The organism is Guyparkeria hydrothermalis (assembly GCF_023555375.1).
Classification (GTDB): Bacteria; Pseudomonadota; Gammaproteobacteria; order Halothiobacillales; family Halothiobacillaceae; genus Guyparkeria; species Guyparkeria hydrothermalis.
Genome location: NZ_JAJSEE010000002.1, coordinates 157,050 through 172,329, shown reverse-complemented (window position 1 = coordinate 172,329; position 15,280 = coordinate 157,050). Strand labels below are relative to the sequence as shown.

12 protein-coding genes are annotated in these 15,280 nt (G+C 63.3%); 3 read left to right on the top strand and 9 right to left on the bottom strand.

What is annotated here, in order from left to right; all coding sequences use genetic code 11:
- Positions 1-265: 265 nt before the first annotated feature.
- From hyoA to phoB, 3 genes are all read right to left on the bottom strand, one after another.
- Positions 266-4,603, bottom strand: a complete 4,338-nt coding sequence (gene hyoA, locus LV475_RS03390; RefSeq protein ID WP_488592952.1) for an NACHT domain-containing antiphage protein HyoA — start codon at positions 4,601-4,603, stop codon at positions 266-268.
- Positions 4,604-5,028: 425 nt separating this feature from the next.
- Positions 5,029-6,420, bottom strand: a complete 1,392-nt coding sequence (gene phoR / locus LV475_RS03385) for a phosphate regulon sensor histidine kinase PhoR (protein ID WP_250105762.1) — start codon at positions 6,418-6,420, stop codon at positions 5,029-5,031.
- Between the two features lie 68 nt (positions 6,421-6,488).
- Positions 6,489-7,175: a phosphate regulon transcriptional regulator PhoB gene (gene phoB / locus LV475_RS03380; RefSeq protein WP_250105761.1), complete on the bottom strand. Its 687-nt coding sequence runs from the start codon at positions 7,173-7,175 to the stop codon at positions 6,489-6,491.
- 265 nt (positions 7,176-7,440) lie between these two features.
- On the opposite strand from phoB, the gene nadC reads away from it, so the two are divergent.
- A complete protein-coding gene (gene nadC / locus LV475_RS03375; protein WP_250105760.1) occupies positions 7,441-8,277 on the top strand; it encodes a carboxylating nicotinate-nucleotide diphosphorylase in 837 nt (278 codons plus the stop codon).
- Positions 8,278-8,300: 23 nt separating this feature from the next.
- Here nadC and LV475_RS03370 read toward each other — a convergent pair whose 3' ends face one another.
- Complete coding sequence (locus LV475_RS03370) at positions 8,301-8,585, bottom strand: cytochrome c (protein WP_250105759.1); 285 nt, start codon at positions 8,583-8,585, stop codon at positions 8,301-8,303.
- A gap of 187 nt (positions 8,586-8,772) precedes the next feature.
- Between LV475_RS03370 and LV475_RS03365 the strand changes: the two genes are divergently transcribed.
- On the top strand, positions 8,773-9,117 hold the full coding sequence (locus tag LV475_RS03365; RefSeq protein WP_211238816.1) for an ArsC family reductase: 345 nt from the start codon (positions 8,773-8,775) through the stop codon (positions 9,115-9,117).
- Positions 9,114-10,268, top strand: a complete 1,155-nt coding sequence (gene dapE, locus LV475_RS03360) for a succinyl-diaminopimelate desuccinylase (protein ID WP_250105758.1) — start codon at positions 9,114-9,116, stop codon at positions 10,266-10,268. Before LV475_RS03365 ends, dapE begins: the two co-directional genes overlap by 4 nt.
- Positions 10,269-10,329: 61 nt before the next feature.
- Here dapE and proB read toward each other — a convergent pair whose 3' ends face one another.
- The 5 genes from proB to LV475_RS03335 all read right to left on the bottom strand — a co-directional run bounded on the left by proB (position 10,330) and on the right by LV475_RS03335 (position 15,063).
- Positions 10,330-11,448 carry a glutamate 5-kinase gene (gene proB / locus LV475_RS03355; RefSeq protein WP_250105757.1) on the bottom strand — a complete coding sequence of 373 codons (1,119 nt, stop codon included), beginning with the start codon at positions 11,446-11,448 and terminating at the stop codon, positions 10,330-10,332.
- A 2-nt stretch (positions 11,449-11,450) separates the two neighbouring features.
- Positions 11,451-12,521, bottom strand: a complete 1,071-nt coding sequence (cgtA, locus tag LV475_RS03350; RefSeq protein WP_250105756.1) for an Obg family GTPase CgtA — start codon at positions 12,519-12,521, stop codon at positions 11,451-11,453.
- Positions 12,522-12,649: 128 nt separating this feature from the next.
- Positions 12,650-12,907, bottom strand: a complete 258-nt coding sequence (gene rpmA, locus LV475_RS03345) for a 50S ribosomal protein L27 (RefSeq protein WP_136867311.1) — start codon at positions 12,905-12,907, stop codon at positions 12,650-12,652.
- A 32-nt stretch (positions 12,908-12,939) separates the two neighbouring features.
- Positions 12,940-13,251 carry a 50S ribosomal protein L21 gene (gene rplU / locus LV475_RS03340; RefSeq protein ID WP_136867310.1) on the bottom strand — a complete coding sequence of 104 codons (312 nt, stop codon included), beginning with the start codon at positions 13,249-13,251 and terminating at the stop codon, positions 12,940-12,942.
- Positions 13,252-13,656: 405 nt separating this feature from the next.
- On the bottom strand, positions 13,657-15,063 hold the full coding sequence (locus LV475_RS03335; protein ID WP_250105755.1) for a KamA family radical SAM protein: 1,407 nt from the start codon (positions 15,061-15,063) through the stop codon (positions 13,657-13,659).
- Positions 15,064-15,280: the final 217 nt, after the last annotated feature.

The following is a 15,280-nucleotide window of genomic DNA, read 5'->3' as shown; positions in this document are numbered from 1 at the left end:
GAGCTTCGGCGAGATGATCCATCCATAAACAGCCCCAAACTCGACCGAGAGCAGCGGGGGAGGAAGAGACGGTAAGGGCGGCATGCGAGCGCCGCAACAGGCAAGCGCCTCACAAAACAAAGCCCCCAGGGGGCGGCCCAGCCGAAATCAACAAGGGCTGGACGAAAACCAGGGGGCGGATCAAAGATAGAGTACGTCCTGTCTTAGTTAGAGTTCAAGTTGGGACCGAAACTTCCGCAAACCAACGGGACACATCCTAGCGGCTCTACTTCATGCCTTCCTTAGTAAGGCGCGGCTGAAGGTTCAGCACCTTCGCCAAAAGCTTCACCTCTCCGCCCCTCTCATCAACAACGTTTTCGGCCTCACGATCTAACATCTCTTGAAGCCCGTCAGCATCAATCCGTTCGCCAGTCTCAGGATGCTCCCACCCTTTATAGGTGGACACGGTTACGAGAAGACACCCTGAGCCACAAGTCTCGTCGGCCATGTATTTATCTACCAACTGCTTACGGATCGTGTCACGAAGAACACGACCAGACCATCGTTCACCAATCTTAAGTTCGATAACAGCTTGCTGCCCCGACTGGGCCCGCAAGCGAATATCCGTCTCCTTTTCATCGGCCGTAACTGATTCTTGATCGAGGACATAGGCGCTTCGGCGCGTTCGTTTCAACTCATGCGCGATGAACTGCCTCATGATTCGTTCTTCCCCCACTTGGGCCCACCCAGCTCTCGGCGAGTCATCCTCAAGGAGCATCTCTTCCAAATCTTCTAATCGGCCGACAAGAACATCGAACATCTCACTCCGATTTTCGGGTGGCACTTCGCCATGCTGCTCTAGCAGAGTGAAAGCGCTCTCAGTCCGCACAAGAGCATCAGCTTCTGCTGCGGCCCTTTCACGAATCTGGATCTTCAACCAATCCCGAAAGTCATCCACCAAGGGATCCTGAAGCAACTGGGACTTGACTGCCCAAGCTCTCGGTCCCGATGACTTAATGACCGCGTCTAGTAACGCGCCCCGAGCACTTTCAGCCGCGTCTCGAGGCCCAGGCGTAAATGCGCCTTCGTGCTCTACATCATCACCGCGCCGAACATGTTTGTAGGCTAGTTGCACCAACCGGAGTAGCAACCCCGGCTCAAACTCAGAACGCTTTAAATCGACACGCGCCCCGCCGTGCCGATCGCCAAAAAGACTACCGATAAGGTTGACAGCAAACCCCTCAGCTGACGGCTCGACCCCTTTCAGCAACCCCTCCACCACCTCAACTCCCTTAGCCGGGTTAAGCTTCAGAAGCACTCCGACCCAGAGAGGTACAAACGGGGCGGCCGAAGCCTGTCCCAAATGCAGTTGGGCCGCTTCATACATCCGCCCTAGCTGATCGCCATCGCCATGCTCATACAGTAGGTTGAGCACTCGTCCGAGACGCTCTGCCGCAAACAGCGTTTGGTCATCGTCCTGTACTTGACCGGAGAAGCCACCCAACCAACGAGCTAACCGTGGCAGAAACAGGCTGACGACTTTCTCAGAGGCACTATTCAAATCCTGAAGCAACATTGTGGGAAAAGCTGGGGATGCTGGTTCTTCAAGCTCACTGGTCAGCTCACGACCCAGGATTCTGTCCACGGCATCTGGGTGCGTTTCCACAAGTGCATCAAGCCATGGCGGAAGGCCATTAATCTGTACTGGCGCGTAACGTGCGGCCAATTCGGCCTCATCATCTGACAGCTTTGCGGCCCAATCCCGATCCTCGGCTTCCGCCGAGATGGCAGCCAAACCTAAACGCCAGCGGACAAAGATCTTATTCCTTTCCTTCTCTGGCCGTTCGGAGGGAAGAGTTGGAATTTCGTTCCGCCAAATGGAGTGCAATGTCTCTCGCAACCTATCCGCCACTTCTCGACCAAAGTGGCTCTCTATGAACTGGCGACTCCAGCCTGAAGTTAGGCCGTCTCCATCCTTCTCCATAGCTGCCCACAGATTCCAGGCGGTTGCCCCTTCGTGGCTCGGACTAAAGGCCGTCTCCGGATGCTCGGCAACCCACTCCCAGAACGCAATCCAATCAGCACGCCTTTTCTTCTCTTTTTCTTCCTGCGATTTACGTTGCTCCTCAATCTGAGCTTGCAGCTTAACGGACCTAGGATCGGGCTCCGGCGGGTTCAAGAAATCGTCAATCAAGTCCGACAGTGGGGGCTCATCCGTGACAAAAACTCGGAGTGATTCGATCTTAGCTCGCGAGCTATCTGGCTCTCTACTTCTGAGAAGCATCAGCCCTCGGAGAAGAATTTCGCGATCCTGAAGGAGCATATCCGGAGTTGCCAAGCCTCGCCTCATCCACTCATCATCGAGTTTCTCGGTCAAGTTCAACGCCCCGTCAAACGCAACCTCAAAGAAGCGATCACGAGGCTTCATCTCCGGACAAAGGTCCCGCATTAATCGTTCCTCTATCCAAAATACTTCTTCGCGCAACGGCGGCGATAATGCCTCGATCTCTCTACGGAGGTCCGCAACAACATCCCTTTCCATTCGACTATCAAGGCGCAGCCGCAGGGCGACGACGGACGAATGCAATAGCGCTGTGTCCTCAAACCCACCTTCCCGAATCAGCCGAAGACAGACTGAAGCGATAATCGAAACCAAATGGCCGTGATTTTTCGAAATTTGAACCTGCCGCTGCTCCCAGCCAAGTTCACTGATGACCTTGGTTGCCAAGCGCTCACGAAGGATCTCCAAGTAGCCCGGCCGAAAATCAGCCTGTGCAACAAGGCGAGGGATGTGCCATTCGAACTCATCAAGCACCCCATCTGAGCTCTCAACGACTTCCAGAAGGTCACACATCTGCTCTGCATCGATGTGCTGCGGAAACAAACGTGCAACCGCAGCCCTAACAAGAGCGCTGTTCCAGCGACTTTTAGAGTCCAGCATGGACTGCACGACGAGGCTGACCCTCGGATCACCAAGGCGGATCAGGGCATCAATGGCGGCCACACGCTCCACATTCTGGGCGAGCTGGTTCCGGGCAGTTTCATAAACCAGATCCGCCCCTTCGGGCATTGGTCCGGCACCAATCAGTTCAAGTAGAAACTCCCTAACCTCAAAGCTCTCTACATCTTCGAACCAAAGGTCCATCACGTCCCCCGCCAACTCTGGGGAAGCGAAGCGTTCCACTTGAACACGTGGCGTATGAATGCCCCACCACGAACCATCCCGGTAGCGATGCACATACGAACGCAAAGCCTCGGCACGTTGGGACAAAGAGAGAGACTCCGGATCAGCAAAGTCCAGTAAGACTTCAGGCTCACGCTGACACAGCTCTGAAAAAATATTTTGCTGCTCTCGAGCCAACCAGGCCGCCACCGGACGCATGGTTGGCCGAACCACTTGAAACCCATCCGAGGTGTCGGCAAACAGGAGCCGCTTAACTGAACGAATGGGCATACCTTGCGTTAAGCGACTCGCAAGCCATTTAGCTGCCAAAAATTCGGTGATCGAGCGGTGATGAAATCGAACACGCCCATAGCTCGCAAAACCGAATAGTGGGCGCTCCAGCAAGGCTTGGCGTTCTACTCGTGTCCAGTCACTCAGGATTAGCTCTGGATCAAGGGCAGTCCCCGGCTCTCCTCCCCGATCCGCCTCCACGCTAAACCGAATAGTTAATTTGCGACTCAGTAAGGTAGCGAAGGCCAGGCGGCAAGCCCCCGCTAAGGCCTTCTCTGGCGACAGTTCAGCTGGCTCACGGCGACCACTGCGAACCCTCAGCTTGGATTGAATATTCTGTAGAACTTGTTCCCGGTGAGTCGGGATAGAACGGTCTGCACGCCATGTCGCACATAATTCCACGAGGTCTTGCGGACGACGCGCAAACTCCTCGGCATTTGTTGCATGGATGTGGTCGAGCAGTGCTTTGGGATGCTCAACGCCCTCGCTCACCGCCATTTGCTCTATCTGAGCATCTGACAAGGGCATCAAGGTCACATGACGCCACTCAAGAACAACTTCCTCATCTGACTTTTTCTTCTGCCGTTTTCGCCCCATCACCACATCAGCAAAGGCATCCCCGCCGGTCATGACCAGTTCTTCTTGCGGCGGTATCGGCAGGTACTGCTCAATAAGGGCCTGATCGATCTCAATGGGGCGAGTTGTGATGATTACGCGCACACGACCGAGGCGACCAACCACAGCCCTTCGGAGCCGCCTTAGTGCCATTTCGAATGTACTGAGCGTCAGATTAAGTTCGTCGATCGAATCAAGAAAAAACGTAGCGACTTCAGACTGCGCCGATCGCCATGCCTCTAGCCGTTCCTCATATTCCGGGCATAGCAACTCCTCCAAGCGCTCATTTGCAAGCGCCGACAACTCCAGATAGAAGGCCGCTTCCCCTTGGTTCCAGAGCATCTCGGCCTGACGCTGGCACTCGAATGTCTTACCGGCCCCGGCTTCCGAAATGATCAGAACCCGGCGTGATTTGAGAAGTTCCTGCCATCCGAACGAATCCAACCACCCCATACGAGCCAAAGTTGTCGCACGCTCAACGTCAGCCATCTCGCGCTGGGATAGGTCACGAAAAGTTCGCTCGATGCGGGATGTCAACTCGTTTGACGGTTTCATCGGAGGTCACGGCTCGGAAAGCAATTGTCTCGGGAAAGCGTGAGGCGCATTAACCCTCTCGCGGAAGCCCCCCACCTTACCTTCAAGACCAAGCCTCTGTTCACATCGAGCTGGCAGAAAGATTCCGCTGCAAGTGAGACTTTTGTCTACACACAGCAAGACCGATGAGACTCGAGCTCAAGCTGGGAAGGCATTGACAAAGAGGTGCAGGGGCAAGTTACTCAGCCAAATGTGAGTAACGAAGTGAGTAACAAACGCTTCGCTCAGGGCTAACTTGCTGTTTCTAAGCGTTTATATCGACTATGTCGGAGTTCCGTTCCAGAATTCGGACATCGGCTGGCTCGCGCCCCTTGTGGCTAATCGGGTCAGTCTAGCGCATGTCCCCGGGGCGAACCCGGGTCACCCCCGGGTCCACTGATCGGCCGTCACGACCCCGGAAAGATCACGCGAAAACAGCTGCCCTCGCCCGGCGTGCTGTCGATCTCGAGCCGCGCCCCGTGGCGCAGGGCCACGTGCTTGACGATGGCCAGTCCCAGCCCGGTACCGCCACGCGAACGCGACCGCCCCACGTCGATGCGATAGAACCGCTCGGTCAGGCGCGGGATGTGGCGCGCCTCGATACCGATGCCCGAGTCGCACACGGAGAAGACCGCCCGCCCCTGCTCGTCGCGCCCCCAGCGCACCTCGACGCGCCCGCCGGCCGGGGTGTACTTGACCGCGTTGAAGACCAGGTTGGAGAGCGCCGACTGCAGCTCGCGCGGCACGCCCCACAAGGTCAGGGTCGGGTCGAGATCGGCGCGGATGTCGTGCCCCTCCTCGCCGGAGACCAGGCGCGCGTCATTGAGGATCGGCTCGAGCAGGCGCGCCACGTCGATGGTCTCGAACCAGTCGGCGTCCGGCTGCGAGGTCTCGAGCCGAGAAAGCAGCAGCAGGTCCTCGACGATGCGCCGCATGCGATCGGCCTGCTGGTGCATGTTCGACAGGATGCGGTGCATCTGCGGATCCTGTCCCTCGTCGGTGTCGAGCAGGGTCTCGACGTAACCGGCCAGCACGGTAAGCGGGGTGCGCAGCTCGTGCGAGACGTTGGCGACGAAGTCCTGGCGGACCCCCTGCAACCTGTGCAACGCGGTCACGTCACGGCCGATCAGCAGGTAGCGGTCCGAGCCGTAGGGCTCGATCCGCAGGCTCAGGGTGCGGGTCTCGTCTGCCGGCGCGACCAGCTCCAGGGCCGGCCGGTCACTGCCCTGCTTGAGCCAGGCGATGAAGGCCGGGGTGCGCCAGAGATCGTCGAGGCGCAGGCCGATGTCGGAGCGGTTGAGGCCCAGCATGTCGATGGCGGCGCGGTTGAGCCACTCGATCTCGCGCTCGGTGGTGAGCACCACCATGGCGTCCGGCACGGTCATCGCCGAGTGGTGATAGCGCTTGAGCAGACCGATCAGGCGCCGCTGGCGTCGCGACCATCGCCGGCTCAGGCGTCGCTGGCGCACCTGAATCAGCCCGGGTAGCCCCCAGACGCGGCGCGGCTGCGAGGTGATCGGCAGGGCGCGCGCCAGGTAGATCACCCGCCAGAGCAGCGCGGCCGTGTAGATCACCAGCGCCGTGACCGGCGCCAGCACCCAAGCAAGCCCCCAGCCGGTCACCGCACCGACCCAGGCGACCACCGAACCCAGCGCCAGCACGGCCAGCACGAGGATGCCCTCCTCGCGCCAGGCCCGCTGGCGGGCCTCGACCAGGCGCAACTGCCGCAATTGGGCGCGACGCTCGACTCGCGTCGCGCGGGCGGCATGCTGGGGATGGGAGGATTGCGGGTCGGTCATGGACGGCTCAATGCAAGAACGGTCGGGCCAAGTCTCACCGGGTCGGCCCGGGGTGCGGGCCACGCGCCTCAGCGGGGCGAGAGTCGGTAGCCCACGCCACGCACGGTCTGGATCAGGCCATCATAACCGCTGGGCGCGAGCACCTTGCGCAGGCGCAGGATGTGCACGTCGACGGTCCGCTCCTCGACGTAGGCGTTCTGCCCCCAGACGCGGTCGAGCAACTGCGCCCGGGTGAACACCCGATCCGGGTGCTTCATGAAGAAGGCGAGCAGGCGGAACTCGGTCGGGCCGATGTCGATCGGCTCGTCGGCGGCCGTCACGCGGTAGCTTTCCTGGTCGAGCTTGAGTCCCGCGACGTCCAGCACCGGGTTCTCGGTCTCCGGGGACACGCGACGCAGCACCGCCTTGATGCGGGCCATCAGCTCACGCGGCGAGAACGGCTTAGTGACGTAGTCGTCGGCGCCGGCCTCCAGTCCGCTGACCTTGTCCTCTTCCTCGCCACGCGCGGTGAGCATCACGATCGGCACATCGCGGGTGAGCTCGTCGCGCTTGATGCGTCGGGCGAACTCGATGCCGCTGGCACCCGGCAGCATCCAGTCGAGCAGGATCAGGTCGGGCTGCTTTTCCGCCAACCGCTCGTAGGCCTCCTGCACGTCGGCGGCCTCGACTAGGTCGTAGCCGGCGCGCCCCAGCGCGAAGGCGACCATCTCGCGGATCGGCTTCTCGTCCTCGACAATCAATATGGTCTTCTGCATTCGGTCATCCCGGCCAACGCCGGTCCTCGCAACAATCGATGTGAGCGGGACGTCGGGGCACCGGGCGGCACCCCGACCATCTGCCGGCATTAAACGCCGCCGCGATGACAGCAGCATGACAAGATGACAGCGTGACGGGAAGCCTACGAATCCGTCACCGCAGGTGGCCAGGCGTCCGGATGGAAGGGGCAGCGCTTGCTTGCGGAAAGAACTTGCTAGACTTGCCAACCCGATCAATCGAGCCTCGACAGCGACCAGGAGCCCCATGAGCAAAGCCGACCCCGACATCGTCGCCCTGGACGTGGCGCGCGCGCTGGCCGAAGACATCGGCAGCGGTGACGTCTCGGCGCAATTGATCCCGGCCGACGAGACCGCGCATGCCCGCATCATCAGTCGCGAGCCGGCGATCCTCTCCGGGGTCGACTGGGCGGATGCCGCCTTCCGTCGCGTCTCGCCAGCCGTGCGGATCGAGTGGGCCGCCGCCGACGGCGACAGCCTGTTCCCGGAGCAGAGCCTGTGCCTGCTCAGCGGCCCGGCGCGCGCCCTGCTGACGGCCGAGCGCGTCGCGCTCAACTTCCTGCAGACGCTCAGCGCCACGGCCACGGTCACCCGCCGGTTCGTCGAGGCGGTCGAGGGCACCGGCGCGCAGATACTCGATACCCGCAAAACCTTGCCCGGCCTGCGTTACGCGCAGAAGAAGGCGGTGATCGACGGCGGCGGGGCCAACCACCGCATGGGTCTCTACGACATGGTGATGATCAAGGAGAACCACATCCGTGCGGCCGGGTCGATCGAGCAAGCCGTTCGTGCCGCCGGGGTGGTGGCACGTGACCTGCCGCTGGAGGTCGAGGTGGAGAACCTCGAGCAGCTGGATGAGGCGCTGGGCGCCGGGGTCAAGCGGGTGCTGCTGGACAACTTTGCGCTGGATCAGCTGCGCGAAGCCGTCCGGGTCACCGCCGGCCGGGCCAAGCTGGAATCCTCCGGCAACGTCTCGCTGGCGACCGTGCGCGACGTGGCCGAGACCGGGGTGGATTACATCTCCATCGGCGCGCTAACCAAGCACGTCGAGGCGATCGACCTGTCGATGCGATTCATCGACTGATCGCACCTCGAGCGCCGCTCAGGTCACTCGAACCCGTAATATTCCTGGTTCATCCAGGCGGTCACCGCCTCGACTTCCTCGTCGAACCACGGCAGACCGAAGTTGTTGGCACAACCCTGGACCATGGTGCGCAGGCTGTCGTAGCTGCCCATATTTCCGGCGTCCGCGCGCGCTTTGAACCACTCGTCGTTGTGCGGAACCATGTGGCACTCGGCGCAATTGTCGGCGAACAGTTCACCGCCCCAGGCGATGTCGGGCTCGGCGGCGACCGGGGCGGCGAGCATCAGCCCGGCGACAAGGCCAAGCATTCGAGTCGGGTTTGCGTGCATCATCGTCTTCCTGGTTCGCATGGCATTGCCACTCCTTTTCTGCTGCAATTTCGAACGCGCGGGCCATTTCCACGGCCGCATCGAGTTTGAGTGTAGGACGCCGGCACTCATAGGAAAATCAATTTTTCCTATCCGGAACAACTATTTTCACTTGTTAGGACTATCGATGATCACCGTCTACGGCATCCCCAACTGCGACACCGTCAAGAAGGCCCGGGCCTGGCTGGCCGAACAGGGGCTGGACTACCGCTTTCACGATTTCAAGAAGGCAGGCGTACCGGAGCAGCGACTGGACGACTGGCTGGAGCGATTCGGCTGGGAGACGGTGATCAACCGCCGCGGCACGAGTTGGCGGCGCCTGCCGGCCGAGGAACGCGAGGCGATGGACACCGCGCAGGCCCGCGAGGCGGCCCTGGCCAACCCCAGCCTGATCAAGCGCCCGGTGGTGGAACACGACGGCGACACCCTGATCGGCTTTTCCGCCGACGACTGGCAGGAGGCACTGGCATGACCGACCCGACCATCGATCTCGCCCGCGATCTGATCCGCCGCCCCTCGGTCACGCCCGACGACCAGGGTTGCCAGGCGTTGATCGGCGGGCGCATCGCCCCGCTGGGCTTTGCCATCGAGTCGCTGCGCTTCGCGGAGGTCGACAACCTCTGGGCCGTGCACGGCGACCAGGGCCCGCTGTTCGTCTTCGCCGGTCACACCGACGTGGTGCCGACCGGCGAGGCCACGCGCTGGACCTACCCGCCGTTCGGCGCCGAGGTCCACGGCGGTCGGCTTTATGGCCGCGGGGCGGCGGACATGAAGGGGTCAGTGGCCGCCTTCGTCACCGCCACCGAGCGCTTTCTCGCCCGGCAGCCCGAGCCGGCCTTCCGGCTGGGCTACCTGATCACCAGCGACGAGGAGGGCCCGGCCCAGCACGGCACCAAGCGCGTGATGCAGTGGCTGCGCGAGAAGGGGATCTCGATCGACTGGTGCCTGGTGGGCGAACCGTCGAGCCGCAACCGGCTGGGCGACGAGTTCAAGATCGGCCGGCGCGGCTCGATTACCGGCAATCTCGTCATCGAGGGTCGCCTGGGGCACGTAGCCTACCCGCACCTGGCCGACAATCCGGTGCATCGCGCCGCGCCGTTCCTGGCCGAGCTGGTGGAAATCGAGTGGGACGAAGGCAACGCGCACTTCCCGCCCTCGACGCTGCAGATCGCGAACATCCAGGCCGGCACCGGCGCGAACAACGTCATCCCCGGCGAGCTTAATGTCCAGTTCAACCTGCGCTTCAACACCGAGACCTCGGTCGAGGCGATCCAGGCGCGGGTGGAGGAACTGCTCAAGCGCCACGGACTGGCCTATCGAATCGACTGGCAGCTCTCGGGCGTGCCGTTTCTCACCCGCGACGACGGGCCGATGGTGGGCGCGGTCGAGCGCGCCGTGGAAGGGGCGCTGGGAACGGCGCCGACGCCGTCGACCGCGGGCGGCACCTCGGACGGGCGCTTCATCGCGCCGACCGGCGCGCAGGTGATCGAGCTCGGCCCGCTCAACGCCACCATCCACCAGATCGACGAGCATGTCGCGGTCGAGGACCTCAAGACGCTGTCGACGATCTACGAACGGCTGCTCGACGAACTGGACACCGAGGCGCGGCGACTGGCCGGATAAGGCGAACAAGAAAGGACGGACCGCCCGACGAGATTGGCCGGGCGGCACGAACCGAAGGCACTTAGAGCAGGACCAGGTTGTCCCGGTGCACCAGTTCGTTTTCCTCGCGGTAACCGATGGTCTCCGCGATCGCCTGGCTTGAGCAACGCACCAGCCGCGCGGCGTCGCTGCTCGGGTAGTTGACCAGCCCGCGCGCGAATTCATGACCGTCGGCATCGACGATCGAGACCAGCTCGCCACGGGCGAACTGGCCGGAGACGGCCGTCACGCCGACCGGCAGCAGCGAGCGCCCCTGCTCGGCCACCGCGCGGGCGGCGCCGGCATCGACCCGTAACTGACCCCGCACCCGCAAGTGCCCGGCAAGCCACTGCTTGCGCGCGGCCAGCCGGTTGGTGGCGGGGTGGAAATGCGTTCCCAACGGCTCACCGGCGGCCAGTCGGCAGAGCACGTCCGCCTCGCTGCCCGCGGCCACGATGGTCGCCGCCCCGGAACGGGCGGCGCGCTTGGCCGCGAGCACCTTGGTGTACATGCCGCCCCGACCGAGACGCCCGCCCTCGGGCGAGGCCATGGTTTCGAGTGTCGGATCGCCGGCGTTCACCTCGGCCAGTAGCTTCGCCTCCGGCCGCTTGCGCGGGTCGGCCTCGAACAGGCCCGGCTGGTCGGTGAGGATCACCAGCATGTCGGCCTCGACCAGGTTGGCAACCAGCGCGGCGAGCGTGTCGTTGTCGCCGAAACGGATCTCGTCGGTGGCGACCGTGTCGTTCTCGTTGACCACCGGCACCACGCCCAGCTCGAGCAGGGTGCGCAGCGTGCTGCGGGCGTTGAGGTAGCGCTCGCGGTCGACCAAGTCCTCGTGGGTCAGGAGGATCTGCGCCGAATGGGTGTCGAAGCGGGCCAGCCCCTCGGCATAGGCCTCGACCAGGCCCATCTGCCCAACGGCGGCGGCCGCCTGCAGCTTGGGCAGCGACTCGGGACGCTCCTCCCAGCCGAGCCGCGCCATGCCCTCGGCCACCGCGCCCGAGGTGACGATGACGATCTCGCGGCCCTCGCGGCGCAGTTCGGCGAGCTGGCGGGCCCAGGCGGCGATCGCCTCGCGATCGAGACCGCGACCGTCACCCGTGACCATCGCCGAGCCGATCTTCACCACCCAGCGCTGATAGCCCCTGACCTCGTCACGCATGATCAGCCCTCCGTCGCCCCCGAACGGCCACCCTGCTCCTCGCGCTCGCGGGCCCACTCGGCCTCGAGGTATTCGAGGATCGCCCAGACCAGCGGCTGGGTGCCGGTCTTGTCGAGCGCGCTGATGGCGAACACCGGCCCGGTCAGCCCGATTTCGTTGGCAAAGCGTTGCTTGAGCGCCTCGATATTGACCTCGCGTTCCTCGTCCGCCCAGACATCGATCTTGTTGAGCACCAGCCAGCGCGGCCGCTCGGCGAGCGACTCGTCGTACTTCTCGAGCTCGGCCTCGATCGCCGCGACGCTCTCGACCGGGTCGACCTCGTCGTAGGGCGCCACGTCGACCACGTGCAGCAACAGGTTGGTGCGCGCCAGGTGCTTGAGGAAACGAATCCCCAGGCCGGCGCCTTCGGCCGCGCCCTCGATCAGCCCCGGGATGTCGGCGACCACGAAGCTGCGATGCGGCTCCGGGGCGACCACGCCCAGGTTGGGGTAGAGCGTGGTGAACGGGTAGTTGGCGACCTTGGGACGGGCGTGCGAGATCGCGCGGATCAGGGTCGACTTGCCGGCATTCGGCTGGCCGAGCAGGCCGACGTCCGCCAGCACCTTGAGCTCGAGCCGCAGGCGGCGATCGTCGCCGGGGGTGCCGTCGGTCTTCTGCCGGGGGGCGCGGTTGACCGAGCTCTTGAAGCGGGAATTGCCCAGCCCGTGCCAGCCACCCTTGGCCACCAGCAGCTCGGCGCCGGCCTCGACCACCTCGCCGATCACCTCGCCGGTGTCCTCGTCGTGCACCACCGTGCCGAGCGGCACGTGGACGTGCAGGTCGTGGCCCTTCTTGCCGGTCATGTTGCGCCCGGCGCCATTCCGGCCGCGCTCGGCCTCGTAATGGCGCTGGAAGCGGAAGTCGGCCAGGGTGTTGAGGTTGACGTCACCAACCAGGTAGACCGAGCCACCATCGCCGCCGTCGCCCCCGTCGGGACCACCGTAGGGCACGTATTTCTCGCGGCGAAAGCTCACCACGCCATTGCCGCCGTCTCCGGCCTTGACCTTGATGGTGGCTTCATCGACAAATTTCACGACACGTTCCCCGCAATTTCCCGCACGTAGGCGAGTAGACCACAAACACGAAAGCCCCGCTCGCAGGCGGGGCTCGGACAGCAGTTACCGGCCAGCCACGCTGACCGCCAACTCACGTCGGGCCGGCGTTACGCCGGCTCGATGCTGACGAAACGGCGGCTCTTCGGACCCTTGGTCTCGAACTTCACCTGGCCGTCGGTCAGGGCGAACAGGGTGTAGTCGCGGCCAACGCCCACGTTGCTGCCGGCGTGGAACTTGGTGCCACGCTGACGAACGATGATGCTGCCGGCGGAGACGGCTTCGCCACCGAAACGCTTCACGCCGAGGCGCTTGCTTTCACTGTCGCGACCGTTCCGGGTAGAGCCCGCTGCTTTTTTATGTGCCATGGTTCAAGTCTCCTGGTCTGGATACCGGGCGCTTAGGCGCTGATACCGGTGATCTTGAGTTCGGTGTAGGCCTGGCGATGGCCCTGACGCTTCATGTGGTGCTTGCGGCGGCGGAACTTGAGGATTTCCACCTTCTTGCCGCGACCCTGGCCGACGATCTCGGCGGTAACGCTCGCGCCATCGACGGTGGGGGTGCCCACCTTGATGTCAGAGCCGTCGCCGACCATCAAAACCTGATCCAGCGTCACGGTGCTGCCGGCTTCGCCAGAGAGCTTCTCGACGCGCACCTTGCTGCCTTGCTCGACGCGGTACTGCTTACCGCCGGTAACGACCACTGCGTACATGCTGTAAAACCCGAATGTTTATGCGTAAAGGAGCCGATGACGCATCGCAGTCACCGGCAGGCGTTGTTAACGGAAGGTCTGCACGAATTCGATGCCACTCTGGCCAGTCGAGCCGCTCGTGATCAAGGCGCCGACGTCGCTGGCGTGCCGGCGGCCACGTCAAGACGGCGCAACGAAGAGCACGGGCGGCTCGACTGGCCCCGAAGGGCGGGCCTTGAGCCGGCCATCTGCCGCGTTGCCGCCCTTGGAAAGGGAATCACCCTGTCCGGCGGACGGTCGCCTTGCATCTGCCCGGCTCAAGGCCCGCAGAGCGGTATCGAATTCGTGCAGGCCTTCCGTAAAGGCGCGCAATCTTAGCGACCCGCGCACCTTTCGTCAAGGGAGATCTGCCGACCGCCCAACGGGTTATGCCTCGACCTCGGTGGCGTCGATCACCTTGAGGCCGCTGTCGGCCTGCATTGCCTCGTACTCGTCCTCGAAGAAGAACTTCTCTTCACCGAAGGCCGGCGTCAGCTCGTTGAGCCAGGTGGCCTCCTCGTCGTACTTGGCGAAGAACGGCCGCTGCACCCAGTCCGGGTTGCGACCCTGGACGAAGCGCAGCACGAATACCTTCTCGCCATGGATCTCCGTCACGCCCTGCACCTCGACCTTGCCGGGGCCGGCGGACATGGACGGACCGCGCGCGGTGCGCGCGAGGCCCGAGACGCGCTTCATCGCGTCGCGGTAGATGCGGTGCGCCTCGGCCAGCGGCACCTCGAAGCGGTACTTCGCGCCGGTGTCGCGCTCGACGAACATGTAGTACGGAATCATGCCCAGGCGCACCTGCTCGCGCCACATGCGCGCCCAGACCTCGCCCGAGTCGTTGATGTGCTTGATCAGCGGGCTCTGGGTGCGGATCTCCGCACCGGTCGCCCGGATGCGCTTGACCGCCTCGCGGAAGATGGGGTTCTCCATCTCCTGGTAGTGGTTGATGTGCGCCATCACCGCGACGTGCTTACCGGACTCGACCAGCCGCTCGAACAACCCCAGCAGCTCGTCGGCATCCTTGTCGGTGACGAAACGGTACGGCCAGAACGACAGTGCCTTGGTGCCGATGCGTACGGTCTGCACGTGCTCGAGGCGCTCGTCGAGCAGGCCCTCGAGGTACGGCGCCAGGTGCTTGGTCTTCATCACCATCGGATCGCCGCCGGTCATCAAGAGGTCGCTCAGGTTGGGGCGCTCGGCGAGGTAGTCGAGCAGCTGGCCAGCCTCCTTGGAGGCGATCTTGAGGTCCTTGTCGCCGACGAACTGCGCCCAGCGGAAACAGAAGGTGCAGTAGCTGTGGCAGGTCTGCCCCTGGCTGGGGAAGAACAGCGCGGTCTCGCGGTACTTGTGCTGCACGCCCTCGACCGTCTCGCCGTTGACCTCGGGAAGGTTCATCTCCATCTGGCCGGCCGGGTGCGGGTTGAGCTGGTGGCGCAGTTTCCAGGCCAGCGCGGTGATCTCTTCCTTGGGCGCCTCGCGGCGGTGCAGCTCGGCCATCTGCTCGTACATCTCGGGGCTGAGCATGTCGCGCTGCGGGAAAGTCAGGGCGAAGATCGGGTCGTCGGGGGCACGGTCCCAGTCGATCAGGTTCTCGATGACGTAGTTGTTGACGCGAAACGGCAGCACGCTCGCGACCACCTTCATCTCGAACAGCGCCTCCTCGCCGAGACGCTTCAAGGGCTCGATCTTGTCGAGATGACGGTCGGTGAAGACCTGCAGCTTGGGCGCCTGCCCGTCCTGCGTACCCGGCTGGGTCCCGGGAATGCTTCGCTTGGCAACAGTCGTCATAAAACCTCGTCTGGTGCGCATGGATTGGGGCCGTGCCGACCACAAGGCCGGCGAATTCTAGCCCATTTCCCGACAAAAACAACCGCTTATACGTGCGCATGCCAACCAAACCCGGGTGGATCCATGGTCACGACCTCCATCCCGGCCGGCCTCTCGACGACAATGTCATCTCCTTGATCGACGCCACCCGAGAACCCAGCGGAAACCGCAAAGCACC

Bases quoted from the DNA above. Each gene is read 5' to 3' on its own strand.
- LV475_RS03365 (WP_211238816.1), top strand. From the start codon at position 8,773: ATGATCACCGTCTACGGCATCCCCAACTGCGACACCGTCAAGAAGGCC.
- phoB (WP_250105761.1), bottom strand. From the start codon at position 7,175: ATGCAGAAGACCATATTGATTGTCGAGGACGAGAAGCCGATCCGCGAG.
- LV475_RS03370 (WP_250105759.1), bottom strand. From the start codon at position 8,585: ATGCTTGGCCTTGTCGCCGGGCTGATGCTCGCCGCCCCGGTCGCCGCC.
- LV475_RS03335 (WP_250105755.1), bottom strand. From the start codon at position 15,063: ATGACGACTGTTGCCAAGCGAAGCATTCCCGGGACCCAGCCGGGTACG.
- phoR (WP_250105762.1), bottom strand. From the start codon at position 6,420: ATGACCGACCCGCAATCCTCCCATCCCCAGCATGCCGCCCGCGCGACG.
- rplU (WP_136867310.1), bottom strand. From the start codon at position 13,251: ATGTACGCAGTGGTCGTTACCGGCGGTAAGCAGTACCGCGTCGAGCAA.
- proB (WP_250105757.1), bottom strand. From the start codon at position 11,448: ATGCGTGACGAGGTCAGGGGCTATCAGCGCTGGGTGGTGAAGATCGGC.
- hyoA (WP_488592952.1), bottom strand. From the start codon at position 4,603: ATGAAACCGTCAAACGAGTTGACATCCCGCATCGAGCGAACTTTTCGT.
- rpmA (WP_136867311.1), bottom strand. From the start codon at position 12,907: ATGGCACATAAAAAAGCAGCGGGCTCTACCCGGAACGGTCGCGACAGT.
- dapE (WP_250105758.1), top strand. From the start codon at position 9,114: ATGACCGACCCGACCATCGATCTCGCCCGCGATCTGATCCGCCGCCCC.
- nadC (WP_250105760.1), top strand. From the start codon at position 7,441: ATGAGCAAAGCCGACCCCGACATCGTCGCCCTGGACGTGGCGCGCGCG.